This is a genomic window from Mycobacterium sp. JS623 (assembly GCF_000328565.1).
GTDB lineage: Bacteria > Actinomycetota > Actinomycetes > Mycobacteriales > Mycobacteriaceae > Mycobacterium.
The window spans coordinates 157,414-174,209 of sequence record NC_019966.1 but is presented as its reverse complement, the minus strand read 5'-3'; the positions used below and the strand labels follow the sequence as shown (position 1 = coordinate 174,209).

At 66.5% G+C, this 16,796-nt stretch carries 15 protein-coding genes; 8 read left to right on the top strand and 7 right to left on the bottom strand.

The genetic code is table 11. From position 1 onward, the window contains the following. Together MYCSM_RS00830 and MYCSM_RS00825 are read left to right on the top strand one after the other, a co-directional pair. Entirely contained in the window at positions 1–1,140 is a 1,140-nt protein-coding gene (locus MYCSM_RS00830) for an acyl-CoA dehydrogenase family protein (RefSeq protein ID WP_015304220.1), read from the top strand. A 25-nt stretch (positions 1,141–1,165) separates the two neighbouring features. Continuing rightward, positions 1,166–2,143 carry an acyl-CoA dehydrogenase family protein gene (locus tag MYCSM_RS00825; RefSeq protein ID WP_015304219.1) on the top strand — a complete coding sequence of 326 codons (978 nt, stop codon included), beginning with the start codon at positions 1,166–1,168 and terminating at the stop codon, positions 2,141–2,143. Here the strand turns inward: MYCSM_RS00825 and MYCSM_RS00820 are convergent. Next, the gene (locus tag MYCSM_RS00820; RefSeq protein WP_015304218.1) at positions 2,121–2,966 is read right to left on the bottom strand and encodes an arylamine N-acetyltransferase family protein; all 846 of its coding nucleotides are present in this window, start codon (positions 2,964–2,966) and stop codon (positions 2,121–2,123) included. The two genes, MYCSM_RS00825 and MYCSM_RS00820, sit on opposite strands and share 23 nt — an antisense overlap. A 299-nt stretch (positions 2,967–3,265) precedes the next feature. On the opposite strand from MYCSM_RS00820, the gene MYCSM_RS00815 reads away from it, so the two are divergent. Beyond that, positions 3,266–3,487, top strand: a complete 222-nt coding sequence (locus MYCSM_RS00815; protein ID WP_015304217.1) for a hypothetical protein — start codon at positions 3,266–3,268, stop codon at positions 3,485–3,487. Between the two features lie 3 nt (positions 3,488–3,490). On the opposite strand, the gene MYCSM_RS00810 is transcribed toward MYCSM_RS00815, so the two are convergent. Further along, positions 3,491–3,793 carry a hypothetical protein gene (locus MYCSM_RS00810; protein WP_015304216.1) on the bottom strand — a complete coding sequence of 101 codons (303 nt, stop codon included), beginning with the start codon at positions 3,791–3,793 and terminating at the stop codon, positions 3,491–3,493. 37 nt (positions 3,794–3,830) lie between these two features. After that, entirely contained in the window at positions 3,831–4,637 is an 807-nt protein-coding gene (locus MYCSM_RS00805; protein ID WP_015304215.1) for a crotonase/enoyl-CoA hydratase family protein, read from the bottom strand. A gap of 101 nt (positions 4,638–4,738) precedes the next feature. Here MYCSM_RS00805 and MYCSM_RS00800 point away from each other — a divergent pair, with 101 nt between their 5' ends. The 3 genes from MYCSM_RS00800 to MYCSM_RS00790 are packed head-to-tail and all read left to right on the top strand — an operon-like array spanning position 4,739 to position 8,461. Beyond that, entirely contained in the window at positions 4,739–5,548 is an 810-nt protein-coding gene (locus MYCSM_RS00800) for a lysophospholipid acyltransferase family protein (RefSeq protein WP_015304214.1), read from the top strand. A gap of 5 nt (positions 5,549–5,553) precedes the next feature. Next, positions 5,554–7,188: an acyl-CoA ligase FadD12 gene (gene fadD12 / locus MYCSM_RS00795; RefSeq protein WP_015304213.1), complete on the top strand. Its 1,635-nt coding sequence runs from the start codon at positions 5,554–5,556 to the stop codon at positions 7,186–7,188. Next, positions 7,181–8,461, top strand: coding sequence for an alpha/beta hydrolase (locus MYCSM_RS00790; protein WP_015304212.1), 1,281 nt, complete (start codon positions 7,181–7,183; stop codon positions 8,459–8,461). Before fadD12 ends, MYCSM_RS00790 begins: the two co-directional genes overlap by 8 nt. Positions 8,462–8,485: 24 nt before the next feature. Here the strand turns inward: MYCSM_RS00790 and MYCSM_RS00785 are convergent, their stop codons facing one another. Next, the gene (locus MYCSM_RS00785; protein ID WP_015304211.1) at positions 8,486–9,904 is read right to left on the bottom strand and encodes a WS/DGAT/MGAT family O-acyltransferase; all 1,419 of its coding nucleotides are present in this window, start codon (positions 9,902–9,904) and stop codon (positions 8,486–8,488) included. Between the two features lie 24 nt (positions 9,905–9,928). Next, on the bottom strand, positions 9,929–11,152 hold the full coding sequence (locus MYCSM_RS00780; RefSeq protein WP_041311110.1) for an alpha/beta hydrolase: 1,224 nt from the start codon (positions 11,150–11,152) through the stop codon (positions 9,929–9,931). Positions 11,153–11,315: 163 nt separating this feature from the next. Between MYCSM_RS00780 and MYCSM_RS00775 the strand changes: the two genes are divergently transcribed. Further along, the gene (locus MYCSM_RS00775; RefSeq protein WP_015304209.1) at positions 11,316–13,478 is read left to right on the top strand and encodes an acyl-CoA dehydrogenase; all 2,163 of its coding nucleotides are present in this window, start codon (positions 11,316–11,318) and stop codon (positions 13,476–13,478) included. 17 nt (positions 13,479–13,495) lie between these two features. Then, a complete protein-coding gene (locus MYCSM_RS00770) occupies positions 13,496–14,398 on the top strand; it encodes an alpha/beta hydrolase (protein ID WP_015304208.1) in 903 nt (300 codons plus the stop codon). 11 nt (positions 14,399–14,409) lie between these two features. Here MYCSM_RS00770 and MYCSM_RS00765 read toward each other — a convergent pair whose 3' ends face one another. Then, entirely contained in the window at positions 14,410–15,711 is a 1,302-nt protein-coding gene (locus tag MYCSM_RS00765) for an amidohydrolase family protein (RefSeq protein WP_015304207.1), read from the bottom strand. Continuing rightward, the gene (locus MYCSM_RS00760) at positions 15,705–16,781 is read right to left on the bottom strand and encodes a CoA transferase (protein WP_015304206.1); all 1,077 of its coding nucleotides are present in this window, start codon (positions 16,779–16,781) and stop codon (positions 15,705–15,707) included. Before MYCSM_RS00760 ends, MYCSM_RS00765 begins: the two co-directional genes overlap by 7 nt. Positions 16,782–16,796 lie beyond the last annotated feature (15 nt).

The window sequence follows — 16,796 nt, the reverse complement described above, 5'->3', positions numbered from 1 at the left end:
GTGAGCGAATTCGATGCGCTGTGCGCCAACGACGCCGAGCTGGGCCAGCTTCGGACGTCGATCCGCGAGTTCCTTGCCGCCGACCGCGCCGAGTTCGGCTGGGAGCCTGCCGTCGACTGTTGGCTGGCCAAGTGGGACCCCGACTTCTCCGCCCGGCTGGCTGGCGCCGGGTTCGTAGGCCTGACGATCCCCACCGAGTACGGCGGCCGCGGGCTGGGTTATCTGCACCGCTACGTCGTCACCGAGGAGCTGTTGGCGCACGGCGCGCCCGTCGCCGCGCATTGGATCGCCGACCGGCAGGTAGCACCCGCATTGCGGTCGTACGGCAGCGAAGAACAGCGAAACCGGCTGCTGCCTCGGATCGCCGCGGGCCAGCTCTACTCGGCGATCGGAATGAGTGAGCACGGGGCCGGCTCCGACTTGGCTGCCGCGCAGGCGCGGGCCACCCGCACCGACGGCGGCTGGGTCCTCAACGGGACAAAAGTCTGGACGAGCGGCGCGCACGTCGCGCATCAGATCGTGGTCCTGGCCCGAACGAGCCCGCTGGACCCAGAGCACCGGCATGCAGGGTTTTCTCAGTTCATCGTGGCGACGTCGAGTCCGGGCATCATGATCGAGCCGATCGTGTTGATGAACGGCGAACACCACTTCAACGAGGTCATCTTCACCGACGTGTTTATCCCCGATGAGGACGTGCTGGGGCAGATCGGCGATGGTTGGCATCAGGTCACCGCCGAATTGGGTTTCGAGCGGAGCGGTCCCGAGCGGATCTTGTCGACGGCCACACTGATCTTCAGCGCAATCCGCGCTTTGGGCGACGTCGACGACGGAGTCGCGGCCGACGTCGGAGACCTTGTAGCCCGGATGATTTCGCTGCGCCAGCTGTCGATCTCGGTGGCGCGCACGCTGGCCGACGGCCGCGACGCGGCCAGCCGGGCGGCATTGGTGAAGGATCTCGGCACACGCTTTGAGCAGGATTCGGTCGAGTTGGTCGCCGACCTGTTGGACTACGTCGAGGAGCCCGAGCCGTTGCGCGCCCTGCTCGCCACCGCGCGGGTGCACTCGCCCTTGTTCACGCTGCGAGGCGGGACGAACGAAGTGTTGCGGGGCGTCGTCGCAAAAAGTATGGGCGCGCGATGAGCGCTTGCGCGAAGAGCACAAAACGATGAACGAACTGGCGCAACTGGTCGAGGATCTCTGCAGCCGATCGACGGGCGACGAACTGTGGCGCAACCTCGATGAAACCGGGCTCGCCCGGCTGACCAGCAGCGGGGATGGAGGGCCTGCGGAGGCCGCAATCGTGTTGTCCGGCTTGGCAAGACATGCGGCGGCGGTCCCAGTTGCGGAGACCGATCTGCTGGCCGCGTGGCTTGCGAACAAGGCGGGTTTGCCGCTGCCATCGACGGGCCCCTTGACTGTGGCGATCGCCGACGCCACCTCGGTCGATGGCCGGCTCACAGGCACTGCCCGCGAGGTGCCATGGCCTGCAAGCACGGTCGTGCTGGCGGCACGCACAGCCGAGGCCCTGCATGTCGGACTGGTCGGCGATGCGGCCGCGGTGCACGGCCACAACATTGCGGGTGAGCCGCGCGGGTCGTTGACATTCGACGTGGCGCTCAGCGAGACGCGCACCGTCGATATGGGTATCGCCGATGAGCTGACCCGTCGCGGAGCGTGGGCGCGCTGCAGTCAGATCATGGGCGCCCTCGACGCGGCGTGTGAGATGTCGGTGGCGCACACCGGGCAGCGCGAACAGTTCGGCCGTCAACTCAACAAGTTCCAGGCGGTGCAGCATTCGTTGGCCGCGATGGCCGGCGAGATCGAACGCGCCCGCGCCGCAACGGCTTTAGCGGTTGCGGCAGCAGCGGATTACGGGTTCGATTATCCGGCAACCGACTACGCGGTGACGGTGGCGAAGGTGGCAGTCGGGCGTGCTGTCGAACCGGTCACGACTATCGCGCACCAGTTGCACGGGGCAATCGGGGTGACCTCTGAGCACCGACTGTGGTTGGCCACCATGCGGGCCCGAAGTTGGGTCGACGAATTCGGCTCGACCGGGCACTATGCGCGGCGACTGGGCCGGCTCGCGCTGGCCGCCCACGACCCGTGGGACGTGGTGGTCAGCTATCCAGCACCCCGTTAACACGCGCCTCGAGGTCGGCATGGTTACCGAGGTCGGCCAGGTTGATGCCAAAGCGCTCGGTCAGCGCGTCGAGCACCTCGGCGGCGGTGTCGAAGCGGATCTTCTCGGTTTCGCCCGCGCAGTGGATGGCTAGATTTCGGCCACGCATGTTATATCGCGCCTCATCGGTCACCAGAGCTGCCGTCAAACCGGTAACGAAGAACGAGTCGGGATGCGTCGACACATACCAACTTCCGACCTCGAGATCGATTCGCGGTTGCGGCCGCGTGGTGAAGATGTACAGCGGTTGCCACTCGCCGCGGACCTCGGCTTCCAGTTGGAGGAACTCCCCACGCTCTCTGAGGCGGTACGGCTCGTGGCGAGTCTCCTGCACCGGACCCGCCTCCAGGCGGATGGGTGACGTCAAGGTCTGCCCACCGAATCCGACGTCGACCAGAAGCGGGCCATCGACGTCGGGCACGGTCACCGACAGCACCTGATGCGTTTGCGCGGGAAGCGGACCGTCGGGGTTCAGCCACACCACGCGACCGGCAAGCCGTTCGACACCGAAGCCCAACTGCTCGAGCACATATCCCATCAGCCCGTTGTGCTCGTAGCAGTAGCCACCGCGGCGGCGGTGCACGAGCTTGTCGGTCAGCGCGGCGACGCTGAGGTCGGCGACGGGGATGCCCATCAGCGGGTCGAGGTTCTCGAACGGGATGGATCGGTTGTGCACAGCCACCAGCGCACGCACGGTCTCGACGGTCGGTTCCGCGCCGCCGCGATAGCCGATTCGGTCGAAGTAGGCGGCCACATCCACAGCATCGGTGACTTCGGTTGTCATGACGTCATTTTGCGACCTCAACGGGGCTTTCGGGTCAACCCTGGCACTTGAGCTGCTGGAGTCGTCTCCGATTCGGGACGAAGTTGCCCGGCTGGTACTCGTCACCAAGACGCGCCAGGTACCGGCAGACGACACAAATGGCGCGCTGCTCAGCGGGCTGACTGCTTGCCGACGAAAGTTCGGGGATGGCGTCCGCCTGACGTGTATGCGATGCTCCGAAAATGGGGGTGTCATATGAAGAATTCGCAGCTCAACACCGGACTCAGCACCTCACGCCGTTCAATCGGTGGTGCGCGGTCGTGGGTAATTCGCTGGTGCCCGTCGCGGCAGTTACCGCGCTGAAGGGTCGGGTCAAGGCCGGCGCAATGCTGTTCGCTCTGGCGAACGCGACGCTCGTCGCGGGGCACATCGCAGAAGGCAACTTGGCGCGCGCCACGCGCGACTTGCGTGACCATCCGGTCTGGGGGGTGCGCGCCGACGTCGAGGTCGCGGTCGCGACCGTCAAGTCTGCCCTGGGATAACGACTAGGTGCGGCCACGCGGCAACGGGGCGGCGGGATCAGCGGCAGTCGCTTCGTTGACCGGCGAACCGTGCGGCGTATGTGTGACGCCCGGTGCGTTCGCAGGATCTCCCGACGACGGCTCGGCGCCATGTGTGAGCTCCCGCAAGCGAGCGTGCAACAACTCCAGCACCGGGATGCGATTGCCGTGAGACTCCTCGTGGTCGAAGAGGCCGCGCAGCTGTCCCTCGTCGAGGGAGCGAATCCGGTGTCGCAGTTCGGTCAGCGGCAGCTGGTCGTAGTCAGCAATGGGCAGTTCGTCGGCCATAGCTGTCGGTTGCCCACGATCGCGCGACCGAAAACCGTCAGCTTCCCGTCCACTTTGGCGGGCGCTTCTCGGCGAAGGCGATCGCACCTTCCTTGGCGTCGTTGCTGCTGAAGACGGGCATCAGGATGCGGGTCTGCTTCGACCACATCTCGTCCGGGCTCCAGCCTCGCGATTCGACGATGATCTGCTTGGTCGCCGCGACTGCCAGCGGGCCGTTGGCGGTGATCCGCTCCGCGAGTGCGATCGCAGCGTCCAGCGCCGCGCCCGGTTCGGCGAGGGCGTTGACCAGGCCCAGCTCATGGGCCCGTGGCGCCGACAGGTTCTCACCGGTCAGCGCGAGTTCCATCGCGACCGCATAGGGGATGCGCTGCGGCAACCGCAGCAGCCCCCCGCCGCCGGCGACCAGGCCCCGCTTCACCTCGGGAATGCCGAACGCCGACTCCTTGGACGCGACGATCAGGTCGGTGGCCAACGCCAATTCACACCCGCCCGCAAGGCAGTAGCCCTCCACGGCCGCGATCAACGGCTTGGCAGGCGGGCGCTCGGTGAAGCCCATGCCACGGCCCTCCACGATGACGTTCTCCCCGCGGGCGAACGCCTTGAGGTCCATGCCCGCACTGAATGAGCCGCCGGCCCCGGTCAGCACACCCACCGAGAGGCCGGCGTCGCCGTCGAGGCGGTCCATCGCGTCGGCCAACCCGCGGCTCACCGCCGCGTTGACGGCGTTCTTCGCCTCGGGACGGTTGATGGTGATGACCAGGATCCTGTCCCGCTGCTCGACGCGGACTACATTTTCGGTGTTATCTGTCACGCCGGTGATCGTATCCGCCGTCGCTGCCGACATTCGGCGGTAGCCTGCGGGCGGTTATTCGGGCATTGGCTGACCGGCCCCGGCCATGTACCATAAATTAGAACACGTTCTAGTTTTTCTCTTCAGGGGGACCTTTGACCTCGACCGATATCGAACCGTCGGAACTCACCAAGTGGGATCCGGGCCTCACCGCGCGCGTCATGGGCCTCACGCGGCCGTTCCTCAAGCGCTACTTCCGATCAGAAGTTCGCGGGCTGGAGAACATGCCGGCCGGTGGCGCGCTGCTGGTCAGCAACCACTCAGGCGGCATGCTGCCGATGGATGTGCCGATCCTCTCGGCGCATTACTACGAGAAGCACGGCTATGACCGGCCGATGTACACGCTGAGCCACGACATGCTCTCCGTCGGGCCGACCGGTGACTTCTTCAAGAAGATCGGCTACATCAGCGCCAACCACGAGAACGCCGATGAGGCGCTGCGCTCCGGTGGGCTCGTCGTGGTTTTCCCGGGCGGCGACTACGACGTCTATCGGCCGACGTTCTCGGAGAACAAGATCGACTTCGGTGGGCGCACCGGCTACGTCAAAGCTGCACTCAATGCAGGCGTGCCAATTGTGCCGACTGTCGGCATCGGTGGCCAGGAGACGCAGATCTTCCTGTCCCGCGGGACGTGGCTGGCGAAGCGGCTCGGGCCGATCGCGCGCCTGGCCCGCACCAAGATCGTGCCGATTTCCTTCGGATTCCCGTTCGGCTTGAGCATCGTGGTGCCACCCAACATTCCGCTGCCCGCCAAGATCGTCATGCAGGTACTGCCGCCGATCGACATCATCGCCGAGTTCGGTGAGGACCCAGACATCGACGAGGTCGATGCTCACGTGCGCCATGTTATGCAGCGCGCCCTCGACGAACTGGCCGAGGAGCGCACGCTCCCGGTGCTTGGCTAAGTCCCATGGCCATCACCGACCGGCTCACCGAAACGCTCGGCGTTGTCGCGACGATGGCCCGCGCCCGCTTGCTCGCGCCGATGCGGCCCGACAAGTATCTACGGATCGCCGCGGCGATGCAGCGCGAAAACATGGGCATCACATCGGGATTCGCCGCCGCGGCGCAGCGCTGCCCCGATCGGCCCGGCCTCATCGACGAACTCGGCGCCCTGACGTGGCGGGAAATCGACCAGCGCGCCGACGCATTGGCCGCGGCCTTGCAGGCCCTGCCCGGAGCGGCTCCGAAAGTGCTTGGCCTGATGGCACGAAACCACCGCGGCTTCGTCGAGTCACTGATCGCCGCCAACCGGGTCGGCGCCGACGTGCTGCTGCTCAACACCTCGTTCGCCGGACCCGCGCTGGCCGAGGTCGTAAGCCGCGAAGACGTGGACACGGTCATCTACGACGAGGAGTTCACCGAAACCGTTGACCGCGCACTGTCCGATAAGCCCGGCGCGACGCGGATCATCGCGTGGACCGACGGCCCCCAGGACGGGCTGACGGTCGAGAAGCTGATCGCCGACCACTCGGGGCGAGAACCCAAGCGCGCTGACAACAAGAGCAAGGTCATCCTGCTGACGTCGGGCACCACCGGAACTCCCAAGGGCGCCAAGCACTCCGGCGGCGCCGACGGCGGGCCCGGCATTCTCAAGGCGATCCTGGACCGTACCCCGTGGCGCGCCGAGGAACCAGTCGTCGTCGTCGCGCCGATGTTTCACGCATGGGGGTTCTCCCAGTTGGTGTTCGCGGCGTCGCTGGCGTGCACGGTCATCACCCGCCGCAAGTTCGACCCCGAGGCCACCCTCGAGCTCATCGACCGTTACCGCGCCACCGGGCTGTGCGTGGTGCCGGTGATGTTCGACCGGATCATGGAACTGCCCGACGACGTCCGCAACAAATACAGCGGGCGGTCGTTGCGGTTCGCCGCCGCGTCGGGCTCACGGATGCGGCCCGACGTCGTCATCAAGTTCATGGATCAGTTCGGCGACGTGATTTACAACAACTACAACGCCACCGAAGCCGGCATGATCGCCACGGCGACACCGCAAGACCTGCGGGCCGCCCCCGATACCGCAGGCAAGCCGGCCGGTGGCACCGAAATACGGATTCTGGACTCCGATTTCAACGAGCTGCCCACCGGCGAGGTCGGCACCATCTACGTCCGCAATTCCACGCAGTTCGACGGCTACACCTCCGGCAAGACGAAGGACTTCCATGAGGGGTTCATGTCGTCCGGTGATATCGGCCGCTTCGACGAGGCCGGACGGCTTTTCGTGGTTGGCCGCGACGACGAGATGATTGTCTCCGGCGGTGAGAACATCTACCCGATCGAGGTGGAGAAGACGCTGATGTCACATGCGGATGTGGCGGAGGCATCGGTGCTTGGGGTGGACGACGAACAGTACGGCCAGCGACTGGTGGCGTTTGTGGTTTTGAATGGCGGCGCCTCGGCTACCCCCGACGTACTGAAACAACACGTCCGCGAGAACTTGGCGAATTACAAAGTACCCAGGGAGATCACGATTCTCGACGAACTACCTCGCAGCAGCACCGGCAAGATCGTGCGCCGCGAATTGCAGGACCGCGCGGCTCGTGCGTAGACGCTGGCCACTACTGCGCGCCTGCGCGGAGCTGCTCAACGCTGTCAACGGGGTGCGCCCGATCGCCCGCGAGGGCTACATCACGCTGCCTGTGTTCGCCTTCGGTTGGCCGACCACCGAGATGTCGGCTGTCTATCTCGCCGGATCGATGTTCGACGCGGTGCGCCGCGGTGTTCGCGGGGACTTTCGCGGTGCTCGTGGCCGAATTGCGCTGGTGCTCACCGGCATTGCCTGGGGCCTGCTGGTGCTGATCCAGCGCCGCAACATCGCGTCCAAACCGTATTTCGAAGAGCCGCTGCGCGAGGTGCTTGGCGACGACTACGAGAAGATCGCAGCGCAATCACAACCGGTGAGGCGCCGCAGGATGATCGGCGTGTGGCCCACCGATTTGGTACGTCGCCGTTATGTCGAGAAGGCAAGCACGGTTCAGTACGGTCCCCATCGTCGGGTCAACCGGGCAGACATCTGGCGGCGCAGTGATCTACCCCGCGACGGCAAAGCCCCCGTACTGCTGCAGGTACCCGGCGGCGCATGGGCCATCGGCATGCGACGGCCACAGGCCTATCCGCTGCTGAGCCATATGGCCGAGCGCGGATGGATTTGCGTATCAATCGATTACCGGGTCAGTCCCCGGAACACGTGGCCGGACCACATCGTCGACGTCAAACGAGCGCTCGCGTGGATCAAGGAAAACATTGCCGACTACGGCGGCGATCCGGATTTCGTTGCGATCACCGGCGGTTCGGCAGGCGGTCATCTGTGCGCGCTGGCCGCGCTCACCCCTGACGACCCGCAATACCAGCCGGGTTTCGAGGACGCCGACACCTCTGTGGTGGCTGCGGTCCCGATCTACGGCCGCTATGACTGGGTCTCCGGCAACGGCAACGGCCGCAGGGAGTTCATCGCGTTCTTGCAGAAGTACGTGGTCAAGAGGCGCATTGTCGAGCGTAAGCAGGTATACGTCGACGCGTCGCCGATCATGCGGTTACGGCCCGACGCACCACCGTTTTTCATCTTGCACGGCGAAGACGACTCGATCATCCCGGTGCCCGAGGGCCGCGCTTTCGCCGCCGCGATGAAGGACACGTCGACTTCGGTCGTCGCGTACGCCGAGATACCGCACGCCCAGCATGCCTTCGATTTCTACTACGGGTCGCCGCGTGGCCACTACACCGCTCAGGCGGTAGCGACGTTCCTGTCCTGGGTGCACGCCACGCGACGCGAGCAGGCGTCGAGTGGCCACTTATCGCACGCCGAATCGCGCGAAGCGTGACATAACTGGCCACTGCCGGTAAGGCTATTGCGCCATCGCCTTCTCGACGATGGTCAACGTCTCGGAAAGCCCTGCGGCGCGGCGTATTTCGACGAATGCATCGAGCAACGCGTCGGTCAGTTCGTGCGGGTCCGCCAATGTGGCGCCGTCGGAAAGCACCGAGATGTTGAGCTGGTCGACGTAGCTCCACACCGTGATGTTCAGGCCCGCGCCCGTGGTCAGTGGTCCGACAGAGTAGATCTCCGTCACCAATGCGCCCCCGACACGACCCGGCTCACGCGGGCCGGGCACGTTGGAGATCGGGATGTTCAACACCTTGTTCTGGCCATCCTTGTCCGCGAGCCAGCGGAACAACCGCTCAGCAGGCGCGGGCGGGAAGTACGCCGCCCACCTGCTGACCAGTTCGGGGCCGAGCAGATTGTGTGTCTCCTTGGCTTCCACCGCGGCGTCGTGCACGGCCTGCACCCGTTCGAGCGGATCATCGAGCTGGATGGGCACGACCATCATGACGCCCGAGAAGCGATTGCCGGAGACGCGGTCCGGTGAGAAGTCGAAACTCACTGGGACAGAGGCCAATAGCGGATGATCGGCGTGGCCGTCGTATTTGAGCGACAGCTGACGCAGCGCCCCTGCGGAGATCGCGAGCACCATGTCGTTGATCGTGACGCCCAGCTGCTTGGCGGTTTGCTTCACGTCGGCCAGCGCGAGTGTCGCGGTGGCGAACCTGCGCTGCGCGTCCACACGGTGGTTCATGAACGACGGCGGCGGGGTGAAGGGCCGCGTCAGCTCGGGCGACAACTTCCGCGAACTCTTCCTGACCCGCTGGATGCCTTGTGCGGTATAGCGCACGACACCCGGAAATCTGCCGATGTGCCGCACGTGGTCGGCGAACGCCGAACGCAACAGCTCGCCGCTGGTCGGCGCGGGATCGCTCGCATAGCAGTCCCGGTCGGTCTGCGGACCCGTCTGCAAGTCCATCCCCCGCGCCAGCAGGTTGGCCGATGCCACTCCGTCGGCCAGCGCGTGGTGGATCTTGCCGAGCACTGCGATCCTGCCGTTCGCCAGCCCCTCGATGAAATACATCTCCCACAATGGCTTACTGCGATCCAGTGGGGTACTCGCGATCCTGCCGACGGCGTCGTCGAGTTGGCGACGGCCACCTGGCGCGTCGACCCGGAACGGCCGAACGTGGTATTCGAGGTCGACCTCGCAGTTCTCCCGCCACATCGGGTGGTGGACCTTGCCCGGCACCTCGATGAGCTGGTAGCAGAAAGGCTCCATCTTGTGCAGCCGGCCTTGGATCACCTTGCGGAACTCGTCAATGCCGAAGTTGCGGCCACCGAGGTCGTCGAACTCGATCACCGCCAGCTTGAGGGTGTGCATGTGCACCGTCGGGGTCTCGCTGTACAACAGCACAGCGTCCCACCCGCTAAGCCTCTTCACCAGCCTCCTCCCGTTGGGGGAAGCCTAGATCACCTGCTTGGCGCGCGTCAGCGATCGGTTGCGGTGAATTTGGTTGAGGAACAGGCCGATTGCGGTCGCCATCGATCCGGTTCGGGCGCCGTCTATCATGTCGAACGCGTGACCGGCACCTGGCAGCTCGATGTAGCTGACCACCGAGTGCGACGCCTTGCGTAGGCGCTCGACGAAACTGCGGGCCTGCTCGACGGGAATGACGCTGTCACCGGTGCCGTGAATGACCAGAAATGGCGGAGCGTCCTCGTGTACCCACGCCATCGGCGAAGCCTTGCGGAATACATCCGGGTGCTTGGCCGCCTTTCTGCCGACCACCACACGCTCCAGGAAGTCCATGAAGCGAACGCGCTCGGCCGTCGACCGGTCTTCCCAGTCGTAGCGGCCGTAGATCCCGACCACCGCGTCGACGGAGGTGTCCGACCCCTCCGGCAGATCGCACTGCATCTCCGGGTCGTTCGCGGTCAGTCCGGCCAGCGCTGAGAGGTGTCCGCCCGCCGAACATCCCGCTACTGCAACGAAATTGCGGTCGCCGCCGTACTTGTCGACGTTGGCGCGGGCCCACGCGATCGCAGTCTTGACGTCGGTGATGTGCGCCGGCCAGCGGTGGTGCGGCGCGCACCGGTAGTCGATGGACAAGCACACCCAGCCCATCTCGGCCAGATGTGACATCAGCGCGTAGCCCTGCAACATCCGGCTGCCGTGCACCCAGGCACCGCCCGGCACGAAAAGCAAGACGGGCGCCGGCTCGACTGGTAGTTCCTTGGGCCGCCACACGTCGAGCAGCTGCGAGGGGAGTGGACCGTAACGCACCGAGGTGCGGTGCACGCTGCGGCGATGCTGGCGGAACTTCCACAGTGGCGGCGAGCTCTCCGGCGCAGGCCACTCGATTGCCAGATCATTGGCAGGCACGATGCCGTGCAGTGCGGCTTCCGTCACGGAGTTCGTGGCGTCGCGTTCCTGTTGCCGCAACTCTGCGTTGCCCGGCTCAAACCAGGAGCGTGCGGTTGCGCCGAGGAAATCCGGCATGTGGCGGTAACCCCAGATGCCCATTGCCGTCGCAGCCCCAAGCGGCTCAAGATGTTTCCCGATTACGGGCAGGGAGGCCGACGCCACGCTCATCGCCAGCATGTAGTCGGCGGGACCCGCCTTTAGTAACCACCGGGCACGTGACCACATCGTCGGTCCGGGATACCGGGTGTCCGGTCGTACCGTCATTGCGCGAATGTACCCCGAGGATGGATTCCCAAACGACAACATCCGCGACTTGTCTACTAACGTCATGATCAAGATCAAATGTGGGGGCCGTCACATATACCGTGACCAGGGCCGACGCGATAGCTTTACTTGACGACCGTCAAACGTAAAGAGGACTTCCACTGTGAGTAAGTCGGCTCTCGCCATCACCGAAGAACACATCGACCTGGCCGATTCAGTCATCGGGCAGCTGAATCGCCTGGATAGCCGCGGCGCGGCGCGCGCGACGTTGGAGGACGGCGCCGCCCATCCGTCGGAGATCTGGTCGGCAGGCACGGGGCTCGGCTGGAACGGGCTGGCGATCGCCGAGGGCCACGGTGGTTCGGGGTTCAGCCTGGCCGAGCTGGCGGTTGTGCTCGAGTTATTGGGACGTGAGCTGTCACCCGGCCCGTTCCTGCCGACGGTCGCGGCTGCCGTCGTGATCGACCGCTGCGCATCGGATTCTGTTCGCGCGCAGTTACTTCCGAGGTTGGCCGACGGGAGCGCGGTCGGCGCGCTCGCATTGTCGGGCAATGTCACCGGCGGCTCTGACCTGGTGCTCACCGGCGAAAGCCCCGCGGTCCTTGGCGCGCCTGACGCCGACGTGCTGGTGATCGCCGCTGGTGAGGACATTGTGATCGTCGACGCGAAGGCCGACGGTGTGACAATCACGGCGCTGGAGTCCCTGGACACCACTCGCAGCGTCGGATCTGTCGCGCTGCGCGGCGTGACACTCGACGAGGACAGGGTGTTGCGCGGCGCCGCCCGCAAGGCGCGGACGGTGTTCCGGATCCTGGCCTCAGCCGAGGCGGTCGGCGTCAGCTGGGCCGCCCTGGACATGGCGGTCGAATACGCGAAGGTGCGCGAGCAGTTCGGCCGCACCATCGGCACCTTCCAGGCGGTCAAGCACCATGCGGCCAACATGTTGGTCAACGCCGAGGAGACCACGGCGGCCGCCTGGGACGCTGCGCGCGCCGACGACCTGGACAGTGCGTGGTTCCCCGCCGCCGTTGCCGCGGCGCACGCCATTCGCACCCAAGTCTTCAACGCGCAGTACAACATTCAGCTGCATGGCGGCATCGCCTACACCTGGGAGCACGACGCGCATCTGTATCTGCGGCGCGCCCGCACCTTGGCCGCGCTGATGGAGGAGGGCGGCGACCCGCTGCTCGACGTCGTGGAAGGCCAGCGCAGCGGTCAGGCGCACGGGGCGTCGTTCACGCTGCCGCCCGAGGCGGACGCATACCGCAGCCAGGCCCGCGAGGCCGTCGGCCAGCTGCAGTCCCTGCCCGAGGACAAGCAGCGGGACTATCTTGTCGACTCCGGCTATCTCGTGCCGCACTGGCCGAAGCCGTGGGGCCGGGCCGCCGATGTGCTCGAGCAGTTGGTCATCGAGGAGGAGTTCACCGGCATCGAGCGACCGGACATGGGCATCACCGGGTGGGTGGCGCTGACGATCGCGCAGGCGGGCACGGATGACCAGCGGGAGCGCTGGGTCGAACCCGTGCTGCGGGGCCAGGTGATGTGGTGCCAGTTGTTCTCCGAGCCGGGCGCGGGCTCGGACGCTGCCGCGGTGCGCACGGCAGCCAAAAAGGTGGACGGCGGCTGGCGGGTTACCGGGCAGAAGGTGTGGACCAGCCTGGCGCAGTACTGCCAGTGGGGTCTGGCGACGGTGCGCACCGATCCCGATGCGCCCAAGCATGCCGGTGTGACGATGATGGCGATCGACATGAAAGCCCCTGGCGTGACGGTGAATCCGCTGCGCGGCATCACTGGCGATTCACATTTCAACGAGGTCTTCTTCGATGATGTCTTTGTTCCTGACGCCGATGTCGTCGGCGACGTGAACCGCGGCTGGCTGGTGGCGCGCGCGACGCTGGGCAACGAGCGCATCTCGATCGGCGGCGGCTCCGGTGGCGCATCCGGCTTCAGCCCCGACCACCTCATCAAGCTGCTCGATGCCTCCCCGTCGGCGGCCAACTACGTGCGGCGTGCGGGCGAGTGCATTGCGGAGACGCACACGCTGCGGCTGTTGAACCTGCGCCGGGCCAGCCGGGCCATCGCCGGTGCGGAGCCGGGGCCGGAGGGCAACGTGACCAAACTGCTGGTGGCCGAGGCAGGGCAGCGGATCACCGAGTTGGGCATGGAATTGGCCGGTTCGGCGGCGGTGGTCGGCCAGGCGCCGAAGCTGCTGCGAAGTTACCTCGGCAACCGGGCCATGACCATTGCCGGAGGAACATCGGAGATCACCCGCAATACCATCGCCGAACGCATCCTCGGCCTGCCGCGGGACCCGCTGCTGAAGTGAGCGCGGATACTGGTCGCATGCCGCCCGCCGAGTTTCATCCCGATCTGCGCCGCGCCGCGCGCCACCTCCCCAAGCAGATCGTCACACCCGCGACGGTGCCGTTTCTGCGCGCAGCGGAGCGCCTGCTGTGGCGGCGCCGGCCGCCGAGCGATATCGAGGTGCTGACGCTGCCGTCCGGTGTCGGGATTCGACTGTTCCGCCCCACCGGAGTGACGGGCCACGTGCCGGCGCTGTTGTGGATCCACGGCGGCGGGTACGTCATCGGAAGCGCTGCACAGGACGATGCGTTATGTCGCCGGTACGCCCGCGAACTCGGTGCGGTTGTCGCGTCGGTGGACTACCGGCTGGCGCCCGACCATCCGTATCCGGCGCCGCTCGAGGACTGCTATTCGGCGTTGCAATGGCTGGTTCGGCTGCCGTCGGTCGACCCCGCACGGGTGGCGATCGGCGGAGCAAGTGCAGGCGGAGGGCTGGCCGCGGCGTTGGCACTGCTCACGCGCGACCGCGCCGAAATCCCCCTTACCGCGCAGCTATTGGTCTATCCCATGCTCGACGACCGCACTGTGGGCAGGCATCTCGACAATCCGGGGCTTCGGATGTGGAACCAGTCCAGCAATAAGTACGGCTGGTCGGCATACCTCGGCGGTGCGGACCCAGAGGTCGCCGTGCCCGCGCGGCGCGAAGATCTCAGCGGATTGCCGCCTGCCTGGGTGGGTGTCGGCACGTTGGACCTGTTTCACGACGAGGACCTGGCCTACGCCGAGCGGCTTGAAGCCGCCGGTGTGCCATGCGAGGTCGAGGTCGTTCCCGGAGCGTTCCACGGCTTCGACGGCGTTGTGCCGAAAGCCCATGTGTCGCAATCGTTCTTCAAAAGCCAGTGCGCGCTGCTGCGCAGGGCGTTCGCCCCCGCCGCGGCTTGACTGAGAGACCGTCAACCGCGTTCGAAGACGACCTGGCCCGCGATGACGGTCGCGGCAACCATGTTCGCGTCGAGTTCTTCGAGTACCTCTGTTGGCGGGGCTGCCAGCAGGCACAGGTCGCCGGGCTGGCCCTTCGCTATGGCTCGTGCCTCGGTGGGCGTGCTCGATACGCCGAAGAACATCGTCAAAGCCTCACGCGCCGAAACACATTCATCGGCGTTGAGGACTGCGCCGCTCGCGGTGGTCCTGTGAACGGCAGCCCGGATGGTGGCCCACGGGTCGCTTTGGCCGAACGGCATATCGGTGGAGAGCGCGACCTTCACCCCCGCTCTGAGCAGTGACGCCAGCCGCCACAGCTCGTGGTGCTCCTCGGCGGGGACGTCGGTCAGATACTGGTCGCCACGCTCGGCGACAAAGTTGGGCTGCGTGATGACGGTGACGCGCAGGTCTTTGAGTTCGGCCACGACGTCGTCAGGCACGACGGCCGCGTGTTCGATGCGGTCCTGCGGGTGCAGGCCCGCCTCGCGCAGCGCCGAAAGGGTCACGACGAGTTGGGCGGCGGTCACGCAGTGCACCGCGACGGGCGCGTCTTCTGCGTGGCGTCCGGCGATCCACTTGGTGAGATCGGCGAGGTTGAGATCGGCGTCGTGAAGGATGCGCTTACCCGGCGCCAAACAGTTCACGCGCTGCAGGAGTTCGCCGTGCCGGTGGGCCTGCATCAGTTTGAGGATGTCACTGACTTCGAAGTCGGGGGTGGCATCGGTTACGCCGGTGACGCCGTACTCGCTCAGCCGGCGGCTGATCTCGGCAAGCCCGCTTTCGTTGCGCTGCAACGTGTCTGACCAACTGCGGTCTGAACTGCGCAGTCGTCCGTCAGGGTGATCGGTCAGCCCCACCCTGGCCAGCCCCGCAGAGTTCAGTGTCCACAGCACACCGCTGCGGTGCTGCACGCGCACGGGCACGGGTGGCGACAGATCGTCGAGCGCGCGCCGGTCGAGCGGTCCCGCCACGGCCTCGTGGTAGCCGACCGCCCTGATCCAGCCGTCAGAGCCCACGGGTGCGTCGGCCAGCGCGCGGGCCAGGTCGTCACGGCCCCGCACCTCGGCGGGGCCGACGCGCGCCGAAGTCAACGCCGCGGCCGCCGAGCGCAGGTGCACATGGTGGTCGTGTAGCCCGGGGATGACCGTTGCGCCCGCGGCATCGAAGACCTGCTCACCCTTGTCCGGCTCTAGGTCGCCGACGTCGGTGATTTGTTCGTCGACGCGGATGTCGGTGGTGCTGCCGTCGAGCAGCGTGGCGCGCTGAATCAGCATGACACCCAGAGCCTTTCGACGGTCGCGTTGTCGGCACCCAGCGCGGCAGCGGGTGGAGACGGGGCCGGCGTTGCCTTGCAAGGGGTTTCGGCGGTCCGGTCATCGGCGGCGTAGGTGGCGGCGACGGCGGCCATCGACAGTTCAATCAGCTCGCCTCCGCCTTGGTGTAGTGACTCCGCGATTGCGAGCGCCGCGTGCAGACCCGTCAGTGGGTCAGCGATCGCGTCGCCGCAGAACACTGGATCGGCGTCGGCGCCGCCGACGAGACCGCCGGCTACCGCGGCGTCGTCACCGAAGGCGACCCAGTTCGCCCGCTCGCCATCGGTTCCGTGGCCGGTGATCCGCAGCCAGACCTGGCCGCCGTGCGACGTTGGGCCGAGGCTCCGATGCCTAAGCGCCGCGGGCCGTGAGGATTCGATGACGACGTCGGCGGCCTCGAGGAGCCGCCGCAGACCGGATGGCTCGTCGAAATCGGCGGCGTATGACAGCTTTCCGCTGTTCATCCAGTCGAAGAATGCCGGCGGGCCGGCGCGGGTGCCATCGGGCCTAGCATGGCTTTCGACCTTGACCACAGTGGCGCCCGCTCGCCTGAGGAGCTGGCCGCACAGCGGGCCGGCCCACATGGACGACAGGTCGGCGACCAAGAGTCCGTCGACGCCCCGCGGGGCGGCCGGGGCGCCTAGATCGCTGATCCGTGGTGGCGCGGCGGGTGTTTCGCCGAGTGCCGCGACTGGAAGGCCGAGCAGCCGGGCGCGCGCGGTGATGTCGGCGCACGCATGTTCGGCCACCCAGTTCTCAACGGCGTGCCAGGGATCGCTGTCGACGGATTCGGTCAGCGCGTGTATGGCGTCGACATCCTCTTGCCGTGACAACGTCAGCGCGCACCATCCGTCCCGACTGCGCATCAGTTGGGTGGCGCCCCCTGCCGAGACCTTCCCTCGAGGTGACAGCCCGAGCAGGGCGGCGCGTCCAGCGAGGAGTTCGGCAGCGTCGACCGCCACACCCGTGAGCTGGTGGAACGCATCGGCGGCCCGCCGCGCTCGCGTCAGCACGGCGACGGGAAAGGCCATCGGCGTCACAGGCCC

Excerpts from the sequence above, each read along its gene's own strand:
- MYCSM_RS00825 (WP_015304219.1), top strand. The coding sequence starts at position 1,166 with ATGAACGAACTGGCGCAACTGGTCGAGGATCTCTGCAGCCGATCGACG.
- MYCSM_RS00820 (WP_015304218.1), bottom strand. The coding sequence starts at position 2,966 with ATGACAACCGAAGTCACCGATGCTGTGGATGTGGCCGCCTACTTCGAC.
- MYCSM_RS00810 (WP_015304216.1), bottom strand. The coding sequence starts at position 3,793 with ATGGCCGACGAACTGCCCATTGCTGACTACGACCAGCTGCCGCTGACC.
- MYCSM_RS00805 (WP_015304215.1), bottom strand. The coding sequence starts at position 4,637 with ATGTCGGCAGCGACGGCGGATACGATCACCGGCGTGACAGATAACACC.
- fadD12 (WP_015304213.1), top strand. The coding sequence starts at position 5,554 with ATGGCCATCACCGACCGGCTCACCGAAACGCTCGGCGTTGTCGCGACG.
- MYCSM_RS00780 (WP_041311110.1), bottom strand. The coding sequence starts at position 11,152 with ATGACGGTACGACCGGACACCCGGTATCCCGGACCGACGATGTGGTCA.
- MYCSM_RS00770 (WP_015304208.1), top strand. The coding sequence starts at position 13,496 with ATGCCGCCCGCCGAGTTTCATCCCGATCTGCGCCGCGCCGCGCGCCAC.
- MYCSM_RS00765 (WP_015304207.1), bottom strand. The coding sequence starts at position 15,711 with ATGCTGATTCAGCGCGCCACGCTGCTCGACGGCAGCACCACCGACATC.
- MYCSM_RS00760 (WP_015304206.1), bottom strand. The coding sequence starts at position 16,781 with ATGGCCTTTCCCGTCGCCGTGCTGACGCGAGCGCGGCGGGCCGCCGAT.